This window comes from Pelorhabdus sp. sgz311002 (genome assembly GCF_056134285.1).
In genome coordinates this window covers 119838-142295 of the sequence record NZ_JBWBCL010000007.1, presented here as the reverse complement: position 1 = coordinate 142295, position 22458 = coordinate 119838, and the positions used below count along the sequence as shown (strand labels likewise).

Genomic DNA, 22458 nt, shown 5'->3' with positions numbered 1-22458 from the left:
CAAAATTTTACGCTATCTTTAGATTTGCGCATAAGGCTTTTGGCCTTGTTCATAAAAATTATTGCCTTCACAGTCAATGACAACAATCGCAGGGAAATCTTCTACCGTAAGTGCCGCCAAGGCTTCTGGACCTAAATCACCGTAAGCCAGCACTTCATATTTTTTTACGGAACGAGCAATTAAAGCGGCGGCGCCGCCAATCGCAGCGAAATAAGTTACGCCGTGCTTTTTCATAGCGTCTACGACTTCTTTCGAACGATATCCTTTGCCAATCATGCCGCGCAGTCCCTGTTCGATCAAAGCTGGCGTATAGGCATCCATACGACCGCTCGTAGTCGGACCGGCGGAACCGATAGGTTGACCTGGTTTCGCTGGCGAAGGTCCTACATAATATACAACCTGATCAGTCAAATCAACAGGCAGTTTTTCACCGCGAGCAAGCGCCTCGGTCATTTCTTTATGAGCTGCATCGCGAGCTGCATAAATCACGCCGCTAATTAAAACACTGTCACCCGCTTTTAAGGATTGTACCTTTTCTTTTGTTAAAGGGGTAGTAATGCGAATTGCTTCAGCCATTTTCGTAACCTCCTCTTAAAGTTCCACTTCCGCATGGCGGGTGGCATGACAGTTAATATTGACTGCAACAGGCATCCCGGCAATATGCGTCGGATACCATTCGATATTGACGCCAAGCGCCGTCACATCACCGCCGAGTCCTTGCGGTCCAAGACCAGTTTTACGAATTAACTCCATCAGTTCTTCCTCTAATTTGGCATAGCGAGGATCTTCGTTTTTCGATGTAATTGGACGAGTCAAAGCTTTCTTCGCAAGGTATGCGCATTTTTCAAAGGTTCCGCCGATTCCTACGCCAACAACCATGGGCGGACAAGGGTTTGATCCCGCCTTTTTTACAGTATCAACAACGAAATCCTTAATTCCTTGAATTCCATCAGCTGGTACAAGCATTTTAATCGCGCTCTTATTTTCGCTGCCAAAACCTTTTGGCGCTAGCAGCAGTTTTAACTTATCGCCAGGAACAAGTTCCACATGAATAATCGCCGGCGTATTGTCCTGCGTATTTTTCCGTTCAAATACGGGCTCAGCCACAACGGACTTTCTTAAATACCCTTCCGTATAACCTTTCGCTACACCTGCATTAATAGCATTAGCCAGACTGTCACCGACAATTTGTACATCCTGCCCTAATTCCACAAACAAGACAGCCATCCCCGTATCCTGGCAGATCGGCATATCTTCGGCGCGAGCAATATCGGCATTTTCTACAAGTTTGCCGAGAATTTCTTTGCCAAGAGGAGAGCGTTCGACTTTCTGATTTTCTACTAAGGCGTCGTAAATATCATGAGATAAGTAGTAGTTGGCATCAGTAGCCAATTTAGCAACGGCTTTTGTGATTTGCGAGGCTTCAATTTTACGCATGAAACTTCCTCCCTTAATTAACCTTTAAGTATAGTAGGCAAAATCAGCTTAGGCAAATACCTATAAACCCAAACTACGCCGCCTATCCCGACTAGTGTATCCTGAAAAATCAGCCTAATCAAAACAGCCAGCGTAAAGCAAAAAGATTTATTATCTAACAGTATATCCTATTTCTCGCCTACTGTCACCGCCAGCCTTATTTACTTTGTGATTTTTTTCTCTTTTAATAGACTAGCAGATTCTGGCGAAAATATAAAATAGTTATTCGTCATGTTATCATAGACATAGGCTATATTTCATAATTTTCTTGCATAGCAAATAAAAAACTCGTCTAGTAACTAAACAGACAAGTTTTTCTAACAGGTTTCATTTCGTAACCATTTTATATATACTGTTGCATAAAATCCATAAAGGCCCGCGAAGCGCGGCTCAAATAGCCCTCCTTTTTCCAAACAAGACCTACTTGAACTTGCAGCGGCTCAGAAAAGGGCCGAGTAACAAGCAGCGGCTCCTTTTGCGCAATTACATCTAACAAAAAAGAAATGCCTGTTCCACTTACGACTAATCCCTTGATTGTTTCTACCTGACTTGATGATAAGACGATTTGCGGTAAAATGGAGGCTTTAGAAAACTTTTCAGCAATCACCCGACGATGATAAGAATCTTCTTTAAGCATAATTAAGGGCTCCTGGTCGAGATCGTATACCGACAAACTTTCTTTTTCGCTTAAGGGATGATTGGGCGGCATACAAACAAGAATTTGATGCACTGCCAAAGGAATTGTCTGCAGATTAGACGGTGTTTCATTAATAATGGCAATTCCTAAATCCAATTCGCCCTTTTCTAATTTATCACGAATCATCAAAGAGCCTTCCTCGGAAATAAACGTTTCTAATTTAGGATATTGCTTACGAAAATGATAAAAAATCTTTGGGAACAAATAAGAACCTACCATAGGGGGAATGCCTATTTTAATCGCGCCTTTTTGAAGCTGCTGATAATCCTTCAGCTCAAATAAGGCGTCATCAATCATATGCAAAGCTTTTTCTATTCGCTCTAAAAAAACAGCTCCTTCTGGTGTTAAGGCTAGATGTTTCTGGCTGCGATCAAAAAGCTGTACATTTAACTCTCCTTCCAGTTTCTGAATCGCTTTCGTAATACTCGGCTGCGAAACATGAAGTCGCTCGGCAGCCCTAGTAATACTGCCAAGCCTGCTTGCCATTTGAAAGTACTCCAGCTGCCGTAATTCCATACACTGCCCCCTCAATCGCACTAAGACAATCGGCTCTTTTCTTTAGTATAGCATACTTCGAACAGAGAAAAGCTGCTCCTTGTATAAGCTTTTCCGAAGAAAGCGCATTGACAAGAAGCAGCTTTTGTTGTTTTTCATAGCAATACATTACTTTACATAATTCACAAGAGTACCAATTCCCGCAACAGTAACCGTCACTTCGTCACCGCTTTGCATCGGGCAAGTGCCTGAAGGCGAGCCAAGCGCCAAAACATCACCTGGCTCTAATGTCATTACCTGCGAAATCCAACTAATCAAGAAAGGAATCGATAGGGACATTTGCGCCGTGCTGCCTTGTTGCACGATTGTGCCATTTAAAGTTGTTGTAATTTTAAGATCCGACGGGTCGAGATCTGTAACGATCCACGGTCCAATGGGACCAAAAGTATCAAACCCTTTACCTCGGGTAAACTGGGGATCGCTTTTCGTAAGATCTCTTGCTGTTACGTCATTAAAAACAGTATAGCCAAATACATAGTCAAGTGCCTCAGCCTCAGTGACATTTTTACCGCGTTTACCAATAATCAAAGCAACTTCGCCTTCTAGTTCCACCTTATTTGTTAAGGTAGTCGGCGGCAAAGAAATTGTTTCACCGGTAGCAATGAGCGACGATAAGGGCTTAAGGAAGAGAAAGGGCTCGCTCAAATTGGCCTGTCCGCCAGTTTCCTGGGCATGACCAGCATAGGTCCAACCAAAATTAACGACTTTCGTCGGTTCTACTGGAACAAGGAGCTTCACTGCGTCTAACAAAATTTTCTCGCCAGTCAAGCTAAAGTCGCCTGCTGCCATAGCCGCAAAATCGCCTGCTAAACGGAAGACTTCTTCTCCCTGGATTAAACCATAACGAATCTGGTCGTCTTGTGTCTGATAACGGACGATTTTTTTACATACTTCCTTCATAATTCTCACCAATCTGCTTTCTAACTAATTTGTAAAGAATCAAATAAATTTGGTGAGCTCATTATACGCCGTTGTCAAAAAAAATTGAAATACCAAAAAATCATGATATGATAACTATAGTTCATAATAAGGCAAGGTGAATCACCATGGAGCTTCGAGAGCTGACGTATTTTGTGACAGTATGTACTTTACATAATTTTACGGCCGCCGCCGAGACGCTCCACGTCTCGCAGCCTGCCGTGTCAAAGGCAGTTACTAGACTAGAAGCAGAGTTAGGACTCTCGCTCTTAGACCGCAGCCAAAAACGCGTCCAGCTCACAGCCGAGGGAAAAATCTTCCTAGAACTGGCTAAAGGATTTCTCGATCATTTTCAATCATTGCAAAATACTATGGCTGAATATAAAAAACTATCTCACGATACTTTTCGCCTAGCCGTGCCGCCACTGTTAGGAGCTTATGTCTTCCCCGCCTTGTTTGCCGCTTTCAAAAAAAGTTATCCAGCCTTAGATATGCTCGTAGTAGATGACGGATCAGCAGCCGCAGTCAATCTTGTTCTGGAAAAAAGTGTTCATGCCGCTCTGGTCATGTTTCCTGATAATTTAGCGGCTTTACCACTGTGCTCTCACCAGATTACCACTCAGGAAATAACAGTTTGCCTACCACCGCACCACCGCCTTGCTGCAAAACCAACCTTGTCTTTTCCCGACATAAATAAAGAACCCCTCATTCTCTACAATGAGGGATATCTCCTGCGAAAAATTATTTTAGACAATTATGCCCAAGCAGGTCTTGCACCAAACATTACCATATCGACAAATCAGTTCCAAACGATTAAAGCGCTCGTAGCTCAGGATGTAGGAATTTCTTTTCTGCCAGTCGATTGCATCAACCAAGAGGATTCTTTGATTTCCCGTTCACTCGTTCCAGCGCTATTTCTCACCATGGGACTGATTTGGCTTCCCGACACATCGCTGCCGCTAGCTGGCAAAACCTTTATCGATTTTACGCGCCGCTATACTCATACTAGCGATAAAAGGAATGCCCTATGATATAGCAGCGCTTGACTGCTCGCCTTCTTGCTCAAGGACTTCACAAAAAGTCTTGACAATAGTCGGTGAAAATTGAATGCCAGCCTTAGACCGCAGCTCTGCACAAGCCTGTTCCCTTGATAAAGACTTACGATAAACTCTCAGACTGGTCATGGCATCGTAGGCATCAGCTACCGCTAAAATTTGCGCCATCGGATGAATATCTCTGTCGCTAAGGCCTGACGGATACCCTTGACCATTAAACCATTCGTGATGCTGTACAACCGCTTCTCCTACCTCCCTTAGGTAGGAGATATTTTTTATAATCTTATAGCCAATCTGAGGATGCTGCTGAATGACACTATATTCATCAGCACTCAGCTTCCCTGGCTTGTTTAATATTTTAAAGGGAATTCCAATTTTGCCGATGTCATGCAAAATAGCCGCATAGCTTAAAAACTCCATTTGAGCTTCGCTTAGTTTCATTTTTTTGCCGATCATTAAAGAATACTCTAAAACACGCTCACTATGGCCGCGCGTATAAGAATCTTTGGCCTCTACGGCATCGGCTAACGCTTTAATCGTAGCAAGATTTGCTGCATCTTTCTCCTGAAAGGCTTTATTCAGTTCCGCATTCAAAGCAATCATCTGTTGATAAAGAGACTGGATTTCCTGTCTGTTGGCATTGGCCTCTTTTACCATTTCATCTTTTCCGTCAAGAAGAGATAAGATCTGATTTCGCATACTTTCCAGGCAAAGCGCCAAATTCTTTAATTCTGGTGTTTTCTGCGGCGAAAAAGCCACGTTCAGATTCCCGCCGCCCATGGTATGAGCGACTTGGGCCATTTCCTCTAAAGGTAAAACGATGCGCCGGACAAAAATAGAGGAAAAAATAAGCGCAAGTAAAATCGCCAAAACGGAAGCGCCAATCGCATACTGTTGCAACTGTCGACTTGCTTCATAAAAGACGGCTGAGGGAATCCTGGTCATAATGACCCAACCAGTTGAAGGAACATAAGTATGAAACACTTGATACCCCTGTCCTCCCGAATCATAAAGAAAGCCACTTTCCTGAGCAAACATAGTTTGCAACGTCTTATAACGAGTATCACGATCCGCCGCAATTAAAATAGATTCGTCCGGTGTCGCGGCAAAAATGCCATCAGGATCATAAATAACCTTGCCTTCTCGGCTAAAAAAAGCAATTTGCGCCAAAGGATGAAAGCGAATTTTATCCGCAATGGGCTTCAGTTCTTCGAGAAAAATATCAGTACTTAAAACAGCTGACTCACTGAGTTCTTTTACTGGGACAGCCAGAGTAACAACTTGTCTACCAGAAAAAAAATCGTTATAAGGTTCCGTGATGATGGTCCGTCGCTGCGCTAAAGCTTGCTGATACCACGGGCGAACCGTCGGATCAAACGCGGCTAGTTGTTGCTGCGAACGATTCACGATTGACACAAGCTGATGATTCGCAAAACCGATAAACAGACTATTAGCAAAACGGTCCGAAAAACGCCGGGAAAAAGAGAGCATATTTTCTCTCAACTCAGGTGATTTTTGATCTAATTTATGACGTTCTAATTCGCTAGCAAAAGCTTCTAAGGATAGCGACCTCTCCCGAAACCAAAAGTCAATCGTCATCGCTGCCTGTCTTGTCTTACTATCCATAGTCTGCGTTACATCTTCCAGAACTCTTTTTTCGACTTGATGCGTAATGGCCAAAGAAAAAAGCCAGATAAAAAGAACCAACGTGACTGCCGTTGTCAAAAACAGTTTTATTCGAAGACTCATTATGAACTCCCTCTTTCATCGCAAGGATCATTCATTTGCTGCACAGCTCGGCAATCATAAAATTCACATTTTTCCTATTTTTACAATTATTTTCGCTTTTGACAAAAATTCTCCTTCTAAAAAATCCCCCACTAAAGTCCTAAATCGCAGATAAAACTACAAAATAGAACTCTAGACGTTTTTACCGACCAGAATCCTATTCATAGAGTTACTCTGCTGTTTTTTCCTGATCCTTAATAATCATAGTTGGACAAGGGGCATGCTGTACTACATGATTGCTGACACTGCCTAAGAAAAAAGCCGTCACATTGCTCAGCCCTCGCCGCCCCATAATAATCAGGGAAAAGTGGTGGTCTAAAGCAATTTCAGTAATCACTCTTCCTGGCGGTCCATACTCCAGACGCTGATAGACTCGACCATCATAGTCGGCAAAGTAAGCTGCAGCCTGTGCCAAAACCGTATTTCCAGTTTCATCAAGCTTCGCTAAAACTGTATCAGGCATCGGTACCGCTCCAGGAACAACTGCCACATTCGGAATCACATGAAGCAAAGTAACAGCACTGCTAAATTTCCCCGCCAGCTTCCGAGCGTATTTTACCGCAAGTAATGCGGTATCAGACCCGTCAACTGGGACTAAAATTTTATGAAACATACCCCTCTCTCCTTTGCGCCATCGCCCAAACTGCTGCACTATTTACTTGGCATGCTTTGCCATCGTCTGCAATAAGCGTCGCATCAAAGTCAACTGTTCTGCCGAAATATCCTGCAAAAACTGCCGTCGATGCTCACCGACAATCTGTTGCCACATTTCGTAAGATTCCTGCGCTTTTGCCGTTAATGAAATAATCTTTTCCCGCTTATCCTGGCCAACCTGCCTTACGACAAGTTCTTTTTTTTCTAACTTGACAAGCGTCTTAGAGATAGCCGCTGGTTCCACATTCAAATAATTGGCCAAAGCAATCTGCGTCAAGGCTTCCTGTTCTTTGAGAATCTTTAAAATAGTCCACTCCGAAGTATAAATTCCTGCCGGCTCTAAGCGCTGATTCAATCCTTTGGATATAGCGCGAGTCGTTTGATATAGCTGGTGAATCATCTGATCTTGTTCATCCATATTTCTAACCCCTACTCAATCAAAATAAGCAATTCTTCCAATTGCTCAATCACACCAAAAGATGCATTCTAAAATTTATTGATAGTGGATTATTTCTACAAAGAAAAGGCCTCTCCCTGCCGCAAAAAAAAGAAAGCGCCGCTCTTCAGCGGCGCTTAAAAATTAAACAAGACCGAGCCAATGCCAATAGGTGAAGATAAAGAGGGCCAAGACCCCCATAGAAATAATTGTCAGAGGTATACCGATCTTAGCCATGTCTTTTACTTCAAAGGTATTAGTGGCGTAAGGAATCATGGATTGCGGCGAATTTACCGGAAGAATAAAGGCAAAATAAACGGTAAATGTCGCAATGAGCGTCATGCCCCACATAGGCAGCTCTGGATTATTGAGGCTTACAAGAAAACCAAGTACTGTCGGTACAAGCGCGGCTGTCGCCGAAGTGATACTAGCAAAGGCGAAGCGGATGATGAGCAGCGCTACGGCGATAATCACCATCATAACACCTGGCGATAAAGCGCCAAGACCCAGACCGCCCAGACACGTTTTGGCCATCCAAATAGCCGAACCTGATTTGAGCATCGATTCACCGAGAGAAATCCCAGCGCCAAACAGTAGAATTGTGCCCCAGTCAATTTTGCCAGCCACATCTTTCCAAGCGGCAACGCCGATGCTCGGAAAGAGCATGAGGAAAACAGCTAAAACGGAAACTGTATTGGCATCAATTTTGTGAAAAGATTCTGTTGACCAAAGTAAAATGGTAATAAAGAAAATCACCGATATTTTCTTTTCGTTTTGACTCATAGGACCTAAGTCAGCAATCGCCTTGTTAATTGCTTCTTTGCCGCCAGGAATCTCAGAAAATTCAAAGGTGTTAAGCCGCGTAATTAACAAGTAGAGAACAACCATAAGCACAAGGCAGAAGGGCATGCCATAGAGCAGCCACTCGCCCCAGGAAATTGGATGTTTCAGCACACCGGAAATAAACGATAATGCCACAGGATTCGGCGCACCAGCTGTCAGGACGCCAATCCCAGAAATAGAGGCGGAAGCAGCGATGCAGACAAGCAAATTACGCGCAAATACACTTTTCGGATCCACTTGGAACGCCGCAATGAGTCCCATAGCAATAGGAGTCATTGTCGCAGCTCTTGCGGTAATCGAGGGAATGAGAAAATCAAGAACAAGCATTACAATCATCATGCCAGCAAAAACACGGTTTGTTTTTGTTCCGACAACCCGCAAAATATTTAAGGCAATCCGTTTTTCTAAGCCTGTCGATAAAATAGCTCCGGCTATAAATAAACCAGCAGCAACCAAAACCCAGCCTGAATTCACGAAACCGCTTAAGGCAATGGGAATTGCTTTTGCTGTGCCTAGAACAGGACCAGTTACACCTTGTACTGGTGAAAATCCAAGAAACAACAGCAAAAATAAAATAATACCAATTGCACTGACCGGATAGGAAACAGCTTGCGTAACCCACATAATAACGGCGAAGGCTAGAACGCCAAGGACCCTTTGACCTGCCGTAGATAATCCCGCCGCCACTGGGGCGAAGGCAATTCCTAGCATTACAGCAAAGCCAAGAACAAGCCATAAAATTTGTTTACCAGTAATTTGACCGTTTTGCGCCATTACCAATCCCTCTTTTCTTCGTCTTTTTTATCATCTGGCCAAACCTTCTTTTCACCTCCTTCGCAAAATAACGGATTGGCAAAACATGGAATGTTTAGCCGTTGGTACACCTGTTTCAATCTTCAAAATTTTCAATATAATTTTATGATAGCACTTCCTGATTATTTATTCTGCTTAAAATAGATAAATCCTTTTAAAAAAATCAGAAAAATTTATTTTTTTCGCTTTCTTTTCTGATATTTTCTTTTGTATACTAATAAGGTAATAACTTATCAGAAAGCAGGTGGCTTTATGTACTTTTTGACGTACCGTTACGGCGATGTAGAAACAATCGGGTTACTTTCTCAAGACGGTAAAAAAATTATTCCCCTATTAGCAGCAGAAGAGCGCTACTGTAAAACAGCAACACTGCCGCATTCCCTCCTGGGCCTGATCGACCAAGGAGAACAAGCCTTAAGTACAGTAAAAAAGATTGCCACTGCTGCCGAAGCTGACCTAGAAGCATCTTATTTGCTCCCCTTGGCGGCAGTAAAAATCTTAGCACCGATTCCTCGCCCAAGAAAAAACATCTTTTGCATCGGCAAAAATTACGCGGCTCATGCCAAAGAATTTGATCCTGGCGCTGATGTTCCCCTCTATCCTGTCGTGTTTACCAAAGCGCCCACGACCGTCATCGGCCCTGATGAATCAATTCAAAGCCATAAGGAAATGACCCAGTCCCTGGATTATGAAGTAGAGCTTGCTGTCGTGATTGGCAAAACAGGTAAAAACATCACGAAAGAAACTGCCTGGGACTATGTTTTCGGCTATACAATTTTTAATGACGTAACAGCAAGAGATCTGCAAAAGCGGCATAATCAATGGTTCTTAGGAAAAAACCTTGATACTTCCGGCCCTATGGGACCTTACCTTGTTCACCAAAGCGCCATTGCCGACTTTAAATCCTTAACGATTCAATCGAAAGTAAATGGCGAAGTGCGTCAAGAAGCATCGCTCAGTGACCTTTTGTTTGATATCCCGACCCTCTTGGCAACCATTTCCGCTACAATGACACTGGAAGCAGGTGATATAATCGCTACAGGAACGCCTGCTGGCGTCGGAGCTGGATTTACACCGCCGAAGTTCTTGCAAAGCGGTGATACCCTGGAACTTTCGATTACTCATTTGGGAGTTTTAAAAAATACTATAGCCTAAGAATTCACAGTTCATTGCAAAGAACAAACCTGCAGAAATGTATCGGCTTCCACCGTATAGCATTTCCTGGCAGGTTTGTTTTTTTGTTCACTCTATAAAGACTTTTGTATTACTTTCCGTCTTAGAAAAACTTTTCCTTGGTATCATCGCTGTACATGTGTTATATTATTACACATGTACACAGAAGGCTTACTGTTGAGAGTCATTACAGTAGCTTTGTGTAATTTTTTTTGAAAGAAGTGAACTGCTATGAATTTGTTTCGCACTAAAACCCTTTCTTCTCTGCAAGAGGCAAAAACTCACAACAAACTTGCCAAAAACATGACTGCTCTTGACATGGTCCTACTTGGCGTAGGCTGTATTATGGGTACAGGCATTTTTGTATTTACTGGTGTAGTTGCCGCAACCTATGCCGGACCTGGTATTATTATTTCACTCGTACTTTCGGCAATCGCCTGTGTCTTTTGCGCTCTCTGCTACTCAGAACTTGCTTCAGCCGTTCCCGTGGCTGGCAGTGCCTATACGTATTCTTACACAGCCTTAGGCGAACTTTTCGCTTGGATTGTCGGCTGGAGCCTAATTTTGGAATATTCGCTAGCAGCCAGTCTGGTGGCTGCTGGTTGGTCCGCCTACGTAACTGGTTTATTTAAATCGGCTGGCGTCCTGCTACCTAAGACGTTCACAGCCGTAGCAGCTGATGGAGGCATAATCAATCTCCCAGCTGTCTTGATTCTGCTATTCTTAAGCCTCTTGCTGCTACGCGGCACGAAGGAAAGCGCTAAACTGAATAAAATTCTCGTTGCCGTGAAGTTAGGCGCCGTTTTTCTCTTTCTTGTTCTCGCTGGTCCCCAAGTCAATCCAGCAAACTGGTCTCCCTTTCTGCCTTTTGGCATGTCCGGTGTTGTCACTGGCGCTGCCGCCATGTTTTTGGCCTATATTGGCTTTGATTGCGTCGCTACAGCGGCGGAAGAATGTAAAAACCCGAATCGCGACTTGCCTATTGGCATCATTGGTTCTTTGATTATCTGCGCTATTTTGTATATTGCCGTATCAGCAGTACTGACAGGCGTCGTCCCTTATGATCAGTTAAATAACGCTGAACCTGTCGCCTTCGCCCTGCGCGAAATCGGCTATAATATCGGTTCCGCCCTGGTCGGTACAGGTGCGATTGCCGGTCTTACGACGGTTCTGCTTGCCGTAATGTATGGACAGACTCGTATTTTCTTTGCCATGTCGCGCGATGGACTCATCCCTGCTGCCATCTGCAAAGTACATCCTAAATATGGCACGCCTCACATTATCACTACCTTGTCGGGAATTATTGTAGCAGTGATTGCTGGTTTTACACCGGTAAATATTATGGCTGAATTGGTAAACATCGGCACACTCTTCGCCTTTTTGGCTACAGCTGTGGGCGTACTCGTCCTGCGCCGCACCGATCCCAAAGCCCATCGTCCCTTTCGCTGTCCCTATGCTCATGTGGTAGCCCCTTTAGCCATTATCTCTTGCCTGTATCTTATTTACAGCCTTCCCACAGAGACCTGGGTTCGCTATAGTATTTGGTTGGCTATTGGCTTGGCATTTTACGGACTCTATGGCTATCGTCATAGTATACTAGCTAAAAAGAAAGCGCCGCTAGCCTTAAAAGAAGTAGGTTAACGCGCGCCTTATAACACAATCATTTTCAACTAAAAAAGCAGTTCTTCGTCACTATGTCGTGACAAAGAACTGCTTTTTATGATTTTACTTCGCAGGTGAAGGTTTTATACCCGCAGGAATTGGGCATTTATAGTCTTCGCCGTCACGTTTTTCAATAAGTTCTTGCTTTGCTGTTTCTAGCAAATCCGGCGCTAAAAAGAGATCAACAGCCGTTTTTGCTAATACTTTAGCCGCTGTGAGCATGCCTTTATGGGCAATACTCGTCACTCCCTGCGACACAGTCTGCCAAGAATGACCTGGCGTACCAAAAGCTTGACAAGCGGCGCTAATCTGCGCCGTTGGCGTAATCCAGCTCACATCGCCCACATCGGTTGATCCGGTAAGCAGCATCGAATCATGCTGATAGGGCAAGATCTTATGGGCTAAAGGCACTTGCTTCAACTCCGCTAGCAGCGCTTTATCCTGATTGCCCATAAGCGCCTTGGCTACATTCCAGTCGTTCTCTTTATCAGAATCAGCTAAAGTCGCCTGAATCTTTCGGGCCAAAGTCAGTTCCGCTTCTGACCACTGCGGCGCACCAACAGTAAGATAATTCTCATACAAAAGTTTTTCTAGCGTATCATTAGGCAGACAATCAGAACAGCCTTTATTAAAAACAATCTCACAATCGGTCCCAGTCATAAGCGCCGCGCCTTTGGCAACATTACAAACGCGATCATAGATTTCTTGAACCTGTTTTAACTTCGGCGCCCGTATTAAATAAAGAACCTCCGCTTCAGCCTGTACCACATTCGGCGCACTACCGCCCGTATTGGTTACGGCATAATGAAGTCTTGCTTCGGGAATAACATGTTCTCGAAGATAATTCACGCCTACATTCATCAATTCTACCGCATCCAAAGCACTGCGTCCCAGATGCGGCGCCGCGCCAGCATGGGCGCTTTTACCATGAAACCGAAAGTAAACCTGATAATTGGCCAAAGTGCGTACCGAATACACCGCATTGTGACCATGAGGATGCCAAGTCAAAGCAGCATCCACATCGTCAAATACGCCTTCTCGCGCCATAAAGGCCTTGCCTGAACCGCCTTCTTCACCGGGACAACCATAAAATCGAACCGTGCCAGAAACATGGTTAGCAGCAAGATATTCTTTTACAGCCATGGCAGCTGCTAAAGCGCCGACACCAAGCAAGTTATGACCACAACCGTGGCCACTGTTGCCTGGCGTAATCGGCTTTTTTTCAGCGACATCGCCTTGCTGACTAAGACCCGAGAGAGCATCATATTCTCCCAAGAGTGCAATAACTGGCTTGCCTTGACCAAACGACGCCTGAAAAGCAGTATCCAAGCCAGCTGTTCCTCGCTCAACAGTAAAACCTGCTTGTTCTAGCCAATCAGCTAACAGTTTAGCTGATTGGACTTCTTCGAATCGTGTTTCAGCATAGCTCCATACGAGATCACTAGCTGCCGTAAATTCTGTTGCTCTACGGTCAAGCCACTCTTCCAAGTCTTGTTTATCCATAGGTAAACATCCTTTCTTTTACCACAAGCGCTGCGGAATCCCCGGCCCGACTGGTAATCCCATGAGGTACCAGAAGATAAAGAGAACATACCACATAACAAAGAAAGACAAAGCATAAGGCAGCATCAACGATAAATAGGTGCCAATCCCGCTTTCTTCTTTATATTTTTTCAGTGTTTCTAAAAATAGCGGCAGAAAGGGATTGACGACCTGAATCGTATTAAAAGCGCCGTCACCGGCCCGGAAGGCCACTTGGATAAAGGCCGGATGATAGCCAAGCAGCATAAACATCGGTATAAAGACAGGCGATAAGAGCGCCCAAATAGCCGAGCCGCTGGCAATAAACAGTCCCATAAACTGACCGAAAAGCATAAAACATAAGAGAGCCGGAAGCCCGGTCATACCAATATCTTTCAAGAACTCAGCGCCTGATGTAGCAATAAGGGTTGCAATATTTGTCCAGGTAAAGGCGGCAATAAACTGAGCGATCGCAAAAACCATGACAAGAAAGCCTGCAAGCCCCTTCATACATTCAGTCATCATACGAATTACATCATCGCCTGTTTGAATTGTTCTCACTTTAATCCCATAAGTAAGACCAACTGTTAAGAAAAACAGAAACAGTAGCGGTACAATCCCTTTAATAAAAGGCGATCCTGGAATACCGCCCGTTTCGGGATTCCGCAATAAAGCCCCTTCTGGTACAACAAGCAACAGCAAAACAGCAACAAACAACAGTGTCGCCAAACCAGTCAGTCGTAGCGCTTTACTTTGCTCAACTGTCGGCTTATCTAACGAAACCGTCTGATGACCATGATAAACGCCCATACGCGGTTCTACAAATTTCTCCGTAACAACTGTCGTTAAAATGGATAAGTAAAATACAGCAAAACACATGAAATACCAGTTATCAATGGGTGTTACCACCATGCTAGGATCGACAATTTTAGCCGCCTGCGTACTGATACCTGATAGCAACACATCTGTCGTCACAATCAAAATATTCGCTGTAAAACCGGAATAAATTGCGGCAAGCGAAGCGGCAAAGCCGACAAAGGGATGTCTCCCCATCGAATAAAAAACCATCGCAGCAATGGGCGGTACAACGACAATCGCTGCATCGGACGCCAAATGACTCATAAAACTCATAATAATAATCGTAAAAGTAATATAACGTTTCGGAATCGCATGAATGGCCGTCTTTAAAATGGTTTCCATAAGACCCGTTTTTTCAACAAGACCAATTCCTAAAGTTAAGACCATAATCATGCCAAGCGGTGGAAAGTTAATATAGTTTTTGATCATATCGGTCATGATCCATTGCAGACCTTCTTGACTGATCAGGCTCTTTACTGCGATCGTCTTGTGGGTCATAGGATGCAGCGCTGTTACATGATAAGCTGATAAAACAGCTGAAATAATTGCCAAAACAGCAATTAAAAGCAGAAAAAGGATTGCCGGATTCGGCAGTTTGTTACCAATGATCTCCAGCTTCCCTAAGAAACCTTTTGGTGTTTCCATCGTTTGCTGATTTGTTGACAAAGAACCCATATAGTCACTCTCCTCCAATATCTTTTTCTACTAGCTCCGCTTGCCTGCTAAACGAGAGTCGCTCAATACCGCTTCACCTCCCGACGTTCTCCCATTAAACACGGATCATAAGACTTAGCATTATTTATGATAAAAAGCCAAAGCTCGTAAGCCTGTTTCATATAAAATTTCTGCACCGATTGCCAAAGCCGCCTCGTCCATATCAAAACGAGGACTATGGAGACTATAGTTTTTTTCACCGCTTTTACCACAGCCTAACCAAAAAAAGGCGCCGGGATATTTCGTCAAATAGCGTCCAAAATCTTCTGCTGCCAAAACGGGCTTCACATTGGATTGCACATTTTCCTGACCAATTATGGTCTCAGCCGCTTCAGTAGCCAATCGAGTCGGCTCCGGCCAATTCATTAAAATCGGATAGCCTCGTTGATAATCCAAATGGTAAGACGCTCCCTGAGCTGCTGTGAATCCCGCTAGCAGTCGTTCTAAACGTTCGGGAATCTCTAAACGAACCGATTCGTCAAGTGTACGAACCGTTCCTTCTAGAGTTACTTTGCGGGCAATTACGTTATAACGCTCCCCACCTGATATTTTGCCAATAGAAATCGTAGCTGTTTCTAAAGGATTGAGCTGTCGACTCACGATTTGACTGATTCCCTGCATCACATCAGCAGCTATCATAATGGCATCAACACCGTGATGCGGTTGTCCAGCGTGAGCTCCCTGACCTTCAAGTTCAATGGTCAGTCTATCAGAAGCAGCCATCAGCGCCCCTTGACGCAAACCAATCTGTCCACAGGGGAGATCGGGCCACATATGCAGTCCAAAAATAGCTGACACATCATCAAGAATACCGCTTGCCATAAAGAGCTCCGCTCCCCCCACTGGGGAGGCCTCCTCTGCCGGTTGAAATATAAATTTTACTGTTCCTGCCAAAGTATCTTTCGCTGCCGCAAACTGCTTCACAAGCCCCAATAAAATCGCCATATGACCATCATGGCCGCAGGCATGCATGACTTGCGGCCGTAATGACCGATAATCTACCTCATTTTCTTCTTGAATTGGCAAGGCATCCATGTCAGCCCGAAAAGCAATAACTGGGCCGGGAAGCGCCCCTATTATGGTGGCGCATAAACCAAAATGTTCTTGATAGGTTTGATAGGTAACTCCCATCTTGTTAAGCTCAGCAGCAATAAAAGCAGCTGTCTGTTCTTCATGATTACTTATTTCCGGACTGCGGTGAAAACGCCGCCGCCAATCAATCAGATCTTTTGCTAACGCCTGCATCATTTGTGTCCTATCCATTGTATCACTCGCTCCTTTGCCCTTAAAGGGCGTTTACCCCTTTTTCCTTTCTTTTATCATAGCATATGTTTTGGGACATTTAAAAGACATTTCCGTAAATAAAAAATAAAAAACTCCCGCTGTTAGCGAGAGCTTCGTTGCTCAAAACATAATTCTATTTGTAGTTTAAAAAAAGTTTGCCAATTTGTCAAGAGACAGTCATCACAGATTGCAGCAATTGACTGACTCTTACTTTATAAAGTTTACGTGGACGCCCCTTTGCTAAGAGCTCTTCACCAACCGTTTCGGCTAAACCGTGTTCAACCAGCATAGCGAGAAGACGCCTAGCGCTTCTTGGCGTAATTGCCAAATAAACTGCCAAGTCATCCGCCATAATCCTGTCACGATCTAGTTTATCCAGCGCCGCCAACAATTTGTTAACTGTAGTAACACTAATTTTCAAAGTATCAGCAAGCTTGCGATAAGCAACTTCATCGGCCCTGACCGAATATTTTAAATGAATGGCCGAACTTAACGGGCCAATTGCTTCGCCTTCATCCGTCACAGCCATCCACAACCCTTTGCCGCGCTGTTTCGCCGCACCGAGAGCACGAAAAGCATTCTCCTCGGCTGCATAAGCCGTATCGCCAAAACCAATTCCCCCGCTCACTTTCGCCCCGACACTCCGGGTAATCGCTTCCAAAATAGGAATAATGGTAAAGCCTTCTGTCATCTCTTCCATAATGCCTCGTGTTGAGTATAATGTATACTGACCAGCGCCGCGAGTCACAATCGATCCTTGCAAGGCTTGCGCATAGCTTACCAAAATTTCATAGAGGCTGAGTTCAATTTTTTTCGCTGCATAACTGGAGCTAGCCCGCACAATATCATCATAATCGTCAAGGGAAATATGTTGAATCGCTACTTGCGCTCCCTTAAATCGTTCAGCTTCAAAGGAATGGATCGCCACATCAAGTGTTGTCCGGATATTGCTTCGCGTCGGCCAAATTCGAAAAGCGGGAACACCAAGTTTTCTTAGCTTTTTGTAAGTTGCTAGCATACAGGTCACGGCTATTTTCGTCTTGTGCTGCCGCCACAATTCATAATGATATTCAGTAAGCTCACTAGCTAGTACAATCCCTTGGTATTTATGAATATACATATTCGGCAATGGAAAATCAATATCTCGAAAGGTTTCCGTGACTTCCTGCTCGCTAAAAGTATCAAAGCTGATACTATCAATAGCCAGTTTCTCCATATACGTAATCTGCAATAAGGCTCGATATAAGCTAGAACCATTATGAGGAACGTAAAACATCGGCTTAGTCAGCTTTAAAGCTAAAGCCCGTTCATAAGGCACAATGCCGGAAAACAGACATACATCAAAATCATCAGCATGGTCTTTTAGAATTTGTTCCACTTCTATGGCATCCTCATAAACAAAGGGTAGCGGAATCAAGCAGTCAGTCCGCTCTAAAGCGACCTCATAGGCCATGGCGGCCGAATCAGATGGTCCAATAATAGCCATACGTATTTTATTCATCATGACCTCGCTTTCCGGCATAAAAAAAGGATCTTTTTTTGATCATATTATACATATTATACATTGTCACAGCATAAAATCATACATGTTATCGTTGGTTAGTTATATTTTTCTCTTGACAAACAGGCTCTACCTATGCAACAATAAGTTACACTATTACAGCATCGCTTGCAAGCCTGTATGGTTCTTTCTACTACGAATAGAATTTTGCTAAAAATAATGACTGGGAAAAAGTCAAAAGATCTTTGGTCACAGAGAGCCGATGGTTGGTGTAAATCGGTACAAAGCTTCTTGACAATTCTCCCCCAGGAATTCAACTGCTGAACTTTAGTAGGCGGTTGCGCTCTCTCGCGTTATAGGACTTGAGCCCAAGGTAGGGTGGTACCGCGAAACATTCGCCCCTATTGGCAAGTTAACGACTTGTCAATAGGGGCTTTTTGTATTTCTCAACAAAAAAGGATGGTGTAATTATGAGAACTTCCCGTTTTCGCTGGATTCTGGCACTCATTATGTTTATCATTAGCTTCACTGCCTATATCGATCGTGTAATTTTATCAGCAGCAACCCCATCGCTTATGCAGGAATTCGGTTTCACGAAGGTAGATGTGGGACTGCTTCAAACTCTCTTCTTTGCAGGCTACGCCTTAATGCAAATTCCTGGCGGCATGCTGGCTGAATTTTTCCGTCACCGTCTGATTGTAGCTATAGCTACGCTGTGCATGTCCGTGTTTACAGTCTTTACCGGTTTGTGTCAAAACTTTTTTGCCTTTGCCTTAGTCCGCACCTTAGTTGGCATTGGCGAAGGTCCCTTATTCCCGGCTTTAAGTGTTTTTATTTCTCGCTGGTTTCACGACAGTGAAAAAGCAAAGGCTTCTGCTTTCATGAGCGGCGGCGCTTTCGTCGGACCAATGCTTGGTTCGGCTTTTACGGTACTGCTCATCATGACGCTTGGCTGGCGTTCTGTTTTCTATATCTTAGGAGTTTTAGGCGTTGCCCTTTCCGCTCTCTGGTATCTGACAGCTTACAATCATCCAGCCGAAAGCCGTTTTGCGAATGAAGCAGAAAAGAATTATATTATCGGCGGTAATCGCTCTTTAGGAAATAGTAACCGCGTCGCTCCCTGGAAGCACTTTTTAAAATCTCGCCAGTTTTGGGCGATTGGTATTCAATACTTTATTACAGCCTACATTATGTATGTCTACCTGTCTTGGCTGCCTCTCTATCTAATGGAAGCGCAACATTTCTCCCTGGCTCAAATGGGCATCGGCGCTTCCCTGCCTTGGGTTGCTCTATTCCTTGTTAACATGGGCTCTGCCTTCTGCAGTGATCATCTTGTCGCCAAAGGCGTAGCCAAAAACAAATGTCGCTCCTGGTTCGCGATGACTGGCTTAGGCGGCTGTGCCATTTTTATGTATTTCGCTTCTCAAGCGGCAACGCCCTGGATCAACGTCTTGTATCTCAGCTTCTCTCTCGGCTCTTTAGGTCTCACCTTCTCCACTTCCTGGCCTGCTTGCATGGATTTAGGCGGCGTATATTCGGGCTCTGTGGCTGGCTGGATGAATTTTTGCGGCAATGTAGGCGGCGTCGTGGCGCCGATTGCTACAGCCTGGATTGCTACAAACTATGGCTGGCAATTTACCTTACTCGCCACAGCGGGATCAGCTGTAATCGGTATTTTGGCCTGGTTAGCTGTGGAACCTGATTTAGCGATTACCCCAACGACTGACAAAAAAACCTATCAAGAGATTTTATCATAAAAAATAGCGCCTTGTATTATACAAGGCGACTATTTTTTTCGGTAGAACGATCGGGTTCTTTAATAAACACAGTCAAAACAAAAGCAATAAGCGGCAACAGGGACAAAATCATAAAAATGAGTGGCATTCCCCACGTATCAGCGACACGTCCTAAAAAAAGAACGCCAAGCGTACCAAGTCCTACACTAAAACCAAGATTCAAGCCTGACGCCAAAGCAATATTGCCTGGCATCATTTTCTGAATAAGCACTAAACTGCTAGTGAAGGTAGCCGTCAATAAAATACTGACTAACCCTAGAGTCACAAAAGGCCACCAACCACTCGAATAGGAAAAAAGATACATAAGCGGCGCGACTGGTAAAATGGAACAAAGCATTACCCGCTTACTACCATAACGATCACTCATAAATCCGCCAAAAACCGTTCCGAGCGCGCCAAAAATCATATAGACTGTCAACAGCGAACTGGCATAAAATGTGCTTCCTTGTAAATAAGAAACATAATACAAGGGAACAAAGGCGCTAATCCCCGAGGACACCGTCGCCCTAGCGGCAACCATCCCCAATAAAGCAAAAACGGGCCACTGAATCGCCGTTTTTACAGTAAGGGCCGCCCGTTTCTTCGTCGTAGCAAGCGGTGGCAAGGTTCGCGTTACCTGCATTAATAGTGCGCCACACAGCAAGACAGGAATTGCATAAATATAGAAGTAAGCCGTGTTTTGTTGTCCTAATAAAAAAGCCATTAAGAGCGTTCCAAGGGCAACACCGAAATTCCCCCAAACACTAAACAAGCTCGCCCCTTTGCCTAAAGAACGGCCGCTTAATCGATTCACCATTTTCGCCGCTTCCGGGTGAAACGCCGCATTTCCTAAACCGCTTAAAGCGGTACAAACAAGCACAGCAAAGTAATTCTCTACCAGCAAAGAAGCTAACAGTGCCAGTCCAGAAAGAATACAGCCTATCGGCATAATCCACGGACGGGACGTACGGTCCGAAAAATAGCCAAAAATAGGCTGCGATAAAGAAGCAGTTATATTTTGAATCAGCACAATCATGCTTGTTTCAGCATAAGTCAGCCCAAGCTGCGCTTTAAAAAACGGCAACGCTACATAAAGCGCCCCTGGTGATAAATCAGTAACGCCGTGACCTAGAGCAATTGCCCAAATTTGCCGCGGCATACTGGAAAGCATCGCAAACATAAATTCTCCCCCATTTCCTGGTTATTATGCCATAAGGGAAGAAAAATAGCAATGAGATCCAGCTGCTTTTACTGTTTCTCTGATTGTAGTAATTGACAAACCGCCGTGCTCAAAAAAGCGGCAGCTCGCCATAAAGCCGCTTCATTAAAATCAAATCTCCCATTATGATGCGGCGCCGCCAATTCGGTTCCGACCATAGTATAAACTGCTTGACCGCCGTGAGCCTGCACACCTTCCATGAAATAGGTAAAATCTTCACTGCCGCCGCCAGCATTCGCTGCTGTCACTTCGTCAAATAGACCAGTTGCTACAGCTGCTGTTTCTACCTGCTTAGCCAAGGCTTCATCATTACGGCAGCCAGCGGCACTGCCCATTTCTTTGTGTTCAACCGTAACCCCTTGCATCATGGCCGCTCCTTCGAGTATATGCAAGACACGTTCCTTCATAAATTGATTGACTTCACTCGTCTCGCCACGTACTTCCAAGGCCAAAAAAGCCTGATCAGGAATTACATTACGCCCGCTGCCGCCGCTAAGCACACCCACATTTACGCGGGAATCACCCTGACTATGCCGTGATAGCGCCTGAAGATTCAATAACGCTGTCGCTGCCGCCACAAGCGCATTAGCCCCCTGTTCCGGCGCCCCGCCGGCATGAGCCGCTTTGCCGTGAAACAAAGCATCTATTTTCGTTGTAGCAAAAAAACCGTCCGTCTTATAACTGAGTTGTCCTAATTTTGTTAAAGAAACACCCAAATGCATCCCTAAAATAGAATCGACAGAATCAACAACGCCTGCTGCCACCATTGACTTAGCGCCTCTAACGCCCTCTTCACCCGGCTGGAAAATAAGCTTAATCTGTCCAGCGAGCTGACTGGCAAGCGATTTTAAAATTTCCGCTACAGCAAGACCGATAGCGCTATGTCCATCATGACCGCAACCATGCATAGCTCCCTGATGGATTGAAGCGAACCCTTCGGCATAGGGCCTATGGTCTAGCTCTGCTACTTCCGATAAATCATTGGCATCCATATCAAAACGCAGCGCCACCGTCGGACCAGGCTTTGCAAAAGACAAAGTGCCAACAACGCCTGTTTTACCGCCAGTCATTTTAGCAATCCATTGTTCTTTAGCGCCTTCCGCTAAAGCGCGCTGTCGGCAGCGCTCCAATTCTTCGGAAGACGGAACTCCCATCATTGCTGCTTCGTTCACCACTTCGGCGCCAACTTGTACTTCATAACCTAAATCCGTCAAAACATCAGCAATCAAAGCCGCTGTACGAAACTCCGTCCAAGCGGTTTCGGGGTGTTTATGAAAATCACGCCGCCGCGCAATTGTTTTTTCCGATAAAGCTTTCGCTAATTCTATACAGGTCTGTTCCATAACGAAAATCCCTCTCCCTCAAACAAATATATTCTCTTACAATGTACTTTCTTACTTCGTCAGGATCAAAAAATCTCCTGTTCCCTTGTTTTCACGAATCGCACAGTACCGCTATAAAGCAAAAACGCCGCACTAAGCTACTTAGTACGACGTTTTTTTGCTGTTATAAATAC

At 44.5% G+C, this 22458-nt stretch carries 18 protein-coding genes and 1 other annotated feature; of the genes, 4 read left to right on the top strand and 14 right to left on the bottom strand.

What is annotated here, in order from left to right; translation table 11 throughout:
• Positions 1-18: 18 nt before the first annotated feature.
• The 4 genes from AC0NJP_RS12035 to AC0NJP_RS12020 form a co-directional block, all read right to left on the bottom strand.
• Complete coding sequence (locus tag AC0NJP_RS12035) at positions 19-576, bottom strand: Fe-S-containing hydro-lyase (protein ID WP_474038802.1); 558 nt, start codon at positions 574-576, stop codon at positions 19-21.
• Positions 577-591: 15 nt separating this feature from the next.
• Entirely contained in the window at positions 592-1437 is an 846-nt protein-coding gene (locus tag AC0NJP_RS12030; protein ID WP_474699949.1) for a fumarate hydratase, read from the bottom strand.
• Positions 1438-1819: 382 nt separating this feature from the next.
• Positions 1820-2689, bottom strand: coding sequence for a LysR family transcriptional regulator (locus AC0NJP_RS12025; RefSeq protein ID WP_474699948.1), 870 nt, complete (start codon positions 2687-2689; stop codon positions 1820-1822).
• A 147-nt stretch (positions 2690-2836) separates the two neighbouring features.
• On the bottom strand, positions 2837-3628 hold the full coding sequence (locus AC0NJP_RS12020) for a fumarylacetoacetate hydrolase family protein (RefSeq protein WP_474699947.1): 792 nt from the start codon (positions 3626-3628) through the stop codon (positions 2837-2839).
• A 146-nt stretch (positions 3629-3774) separates the two neighbouring features.
• On the opposite strand from AC0NJP_RS12020, the gene AC0NJP_RS12015 reads away from it, so the two are divergent.
• Positions 3775-4677: a LysR family transcriptional regulator gene (locus AC0NJP_RS12015; RefSeq protein WP_474699946.1), complete on the top strand. Its 903-nt coding sequence runs from the start codon at positions 3775-3777 to the stop codon at positions 4675-4677.
• Here the strand turns inward: AC0NJP_RS12015 and AC0NJP_RS12010 are convergent.
• The 4 genes from AC0NJP_RS12010 to AC0NJP_RS11995 all read right to left on the bottom strand — a co-directional run bounded on the left by AC0NJP_RS12010 (position 4672) and on the right by AC0NJP_RS11995 (position 9196).
• Positions 4672-6450 carry an HD domain-containing phosphohydrolase gene (locus AC0NJP_RS12010; protein WP_474699945.1) on the bottom strand — a complete coding sequence of 593 codons (1779 nt, stop codon included), beginning with the start codon at positions 6448-6450 and terminating at the stop codon, positions 4672-4674. The two genes, AC0NJP_RS12015 and AC0NJP_RS12010, sit on opposite strands and share 6 nt — an antisense overlap.
• Positions 6451-6658: 208 nt before the next feature.
• Positions 6659-7102 carry a universal stress protein gene (locus AC0NJP_RS12005; RefSeq protein ID WP_474038808.1) on the bottom strand — a complete coding sequence of 148 codons (444 nt, stop codon included), beginning with the start codon at positions 7100-7102 and terminating at the stop codon, positions 6659-6661.
• Between the two features lie 42 nt (positions 7103-7144).
• Positions 7145-7561 carry a MarR family winged helix-turn-helix transcriptional regulator gene (locus tag AC0NJP_RS12000; protein WP_474038809.1) on the bottom strand — a complete coding sequence of 139 codons (417 nt, stop codon included), beginning with the start codon at positions 7559-7561 and terminating at the stop codon, positions 7145-7147.
• 162 nt (positions 7562-7723) lie between these two features.
• A complete protein-coding gene (locus AC0NJP_RS11995) occupies positions 7724-9196 on the bottom strand; it encodes an SLC13 family permease (protein ID WP_474038810.1) in 1473 nt (490 codons plus the stop codon).
• 291 nt (positions 9197-9487) lie between these two features.
• Here AC0NJP_RS11995 and AC0NJP_RS11990 point away from each other — a divergent pair, with 291 nt between their 5' ends.
• A complete protein-coding gene (locus AC0NJP_RS11990; RefSeq protein ID WP_474699944.1) occupies positions 9488-10390 on the top strand; it encodes a fumarylacetoacetate hydrolase family protein in 903 nt (300 codons plus the stop codon).
• Positions 10391-10639: 249 nt separating this feature from the next.
• Complete coding sequence (locus tag AC0NJP_RS11985; protein WP_474699943.1) at positions 10640-12049, top strand: amino acid permease; 1410 nt, start codon at positions 10640-10642, stop codon at positions 12047-12049.
• 84 nt (positions 12050-12133) lie between these two features.
• Here the strand turns inward: AC0NJP_RS11985 and AC0NJP_RS11980 are convergent, their stop codons facing one another.
• The 4 genes from AC0NJP_RS11980 to AC0NJP_RS11965 all read right to left on the bottom strand — a co-directional run bounded on the left by AC0NJP_RS11980 (position 12134) and on the right by AC0NJP_RS11965 (position 17951).
• Positions 12134-13573 carry a M20 family metallopeptidase gene (locus tag AC0NJP_RS11980; RefSeq protein WP_474699942.1) on the bottom strand — a complete coding sequence of 480 codons (1440 nt, stop codon included), beginning with the start codon at positions 13571-13573 and terminating at the stop codon, positions 12134-12136.
• An 18-nt stretch (positions 13574-13591) separates the two neighbouring features.
• Positions 13592-15124 carry an AbgT family transporter gene (locus AC0NJP_RS11975; protein ID WP_474699941.1) on the bottom strand — a complete coding sequence of 511 codons (1533 nt, stop codon included), beginning with the start codon at positions 15122-15124 and terminating at the stop codon, positions 13592-13594.
• A 120-nt stretch (positions 15125-15244) separates the two neighbouring features.
• Positions 15245-16426 (bottom strand): M20 metallopeptidase family protein, encoded by a 1182-nt coding sequence (locus AC0NJP_RS11970; RefSeq protein ID WP_474699940.1) that lies wholly within the window; start codon positions 16424-16426, stop codon positions 15245-15247.
• Positions 16427-16613: 187 nt separating this feature from the next.
• Positions 16614-17951, bottom strand: coding sequence for a GTP cyclohydrolase (locus AC0NJP_RS11965; RefSeq protein ID WP_474699939.1), 1338 nt, complete (start codon positions 17949-17951; stop codon positions 16614-16616).
• A 207-nt stretch (positions 17952-18158) separates the two neighbouring features.
• Positions 18159-18354, top strand: a binding site (T-box leader).
• 64 nt (positions 18355-18418) lie between these two features.
• Between AC0NJP_RS11965 and AC0NJP_RS11960 the strand changes: the two genes are divergently transcribed.
• Entirely contained in the window at positions 18419-19705 is a 1287-nt protein-coding gene (locus AC0NJP_RS11960; RefSeq protein ID WP_474699938.1) for an MFS transporter, read from the top strand.
• A gap of 16 nt (positions 19706-19721) precedes the next feature.
• Here AC0NJP_RS11960 and AC0NJP_RS11955 read toward each other — a convergent pair whose 3' ends face one another.
• Positions 19722-20903: an MFS transporter gene (locus tag AC0NJP_RS11955; RefSeq protein ID WP_474699937.1), complete on the bottom strand. Its 1182-nt coding sequence runs from the start codon at positions 20901-20903 to the stop codon at positions 19722-19724.
• Between the two features lie 68 nt (positions 20904-20971).
• Positions 20972-22285 (bottom strand): amidohydrolase, encoded by a 1314-nt coding sequence (locus AC0NJP_RS11950; RefSeq protein WP_474699936.1) that lies wholly within the window; start codon positions 22283-22285, stop codon positions 20972-20974.
• Positions 22286-22458: the final 173 nt, after the last annotated feature.

Bases quoted from the DNA above. Each gene is read 5' to 3' on its own strand.
- AC0NJP_RS12010 (WP_474699945.1), bottom strand. From the start codon at position 6,450: ATGAGTCTTCGAATAAAACTGTTTTTGACAACGGCAGTCACGTTGGTT.
- AC0NJP_RS12025 (WP_474699948.1), bottom strand. From the start codon at position 2,689: ATGGAATTACGGCAGCTGGAGTACTTTCAAATGGCAAGCAGGCTTGGC.
- AC0NJP_RS12020 (WP_474699947.1), bottom strand. From the start codon at position 3,628: ATGAAGGAAGTATGTAAAAAAATCGTCCGTTATCAGACACAAGACGAC.
- AC0NJP_RS12030 (WP_474699949.1), bottom strand. From the start codon at position 1,437: ATGCGTAAAATTGAAGCCTCGCAAATCACAAAAGCCGTTGCTAAATTG.
- AC0NJP_RS12000 (WP_474038809.1), bottom strand. From the start codon at position 7,561: ATGGATGAACAAGATCAGATGATTCACCAGCTATATCAAACGACTCGC.
- AC0NJP_RS11960 (WP_474699938.1), top strand. From the start codon at position 18,419: ATGAGAACTTCCCGTTTTCGCTGGATTCTGGCACTCATTATGTTTATC.
- AC0NJP_RS11965 (WP_474699939.1), bottom strand. From the start codon at position 17,951: ATGATGAATAAAATACGTATGGCTATTATTGGACCATCTGATTCGGCC.
- AC0NJP_RS11950 (WP_474699936.1), bottom strand. From the start codon at position 22,285: ATGGAACAGACCTGTATAGAATTAGCGAAAGCTTTATCGGAAAAAACA.
- AC0NJP_RS12035 (WP_474038802.1), bottom strand. From the start codon at position 576: ATGGCTGAAGCAATTCGCATTACTACCCCTTTAACAAAAGAAAAGGTA.
- AC0NJP_RS12005 (WP_474038808.1), bottom strand. From the start codon at position 7,102: ATGTTTCATAAAATTTTAGTCCCAGTTGACGGGTCTGATACCGCATTA.
- AC0NJP_RS11995 (WP_474038810.1), bottom strand. From the start codon at position 9,196: ATGGCGCAAAACGGTCAAATTACTGGTAAACAAATTTTATGGCTTGTT.
- AC0NJP_RS12015 (WP_474699946.1), top strand. From the start codon at position 3,775: ATGGAGCTTCGAGAGCTGACGTATTTTGTGACAGTATGTACTTTACAT.
- AC0NJP_RS11955 (WP_474699937.1), bottom strand. From the start codon at position 20,903: ATGTTTGCGATGCTTTCCAGTATGCCGCGGCAAATTTGGGCAATTGCT.
- AC0NJP_RS11970 (WP_474699940.1), bottom strand. From the start codon at position 16,426: ATGGATAGGACACAAATGATGCAGGCGTTAGCAAAAGATCTGATTGAT.
- AC0NJP_RS11980 (WP_474699942.1), bottom strand. From the start codon at position 13,573: ATGGATAAACAAGACTTGGAAGAGTGGCTTGACCGTAGAGCAACAGAA.
- AC0NJP_RS11985 (WP_474699943.1), top strand. From the start codon at position 10,640: ATGAATTTGTTTCGCACTAAAACCCTTTCTTCTCTGCAAGAGGCAAAA.
- AC0NJP_RS11990 (WP_474699944.1), top strand. From the start codon at position 9,488: ATGTACTTTTTGACGTACCGTTACGGCGATGTAGAAACAATCGGGTTA.
- AC0NJP_RS11975 (WP_474699941.1), bottom strand. From the start codon at position 15,124: ATGGGTTCTTTGTCAACAAATCAGCAAACGATGGAAACACCAAAAGGT.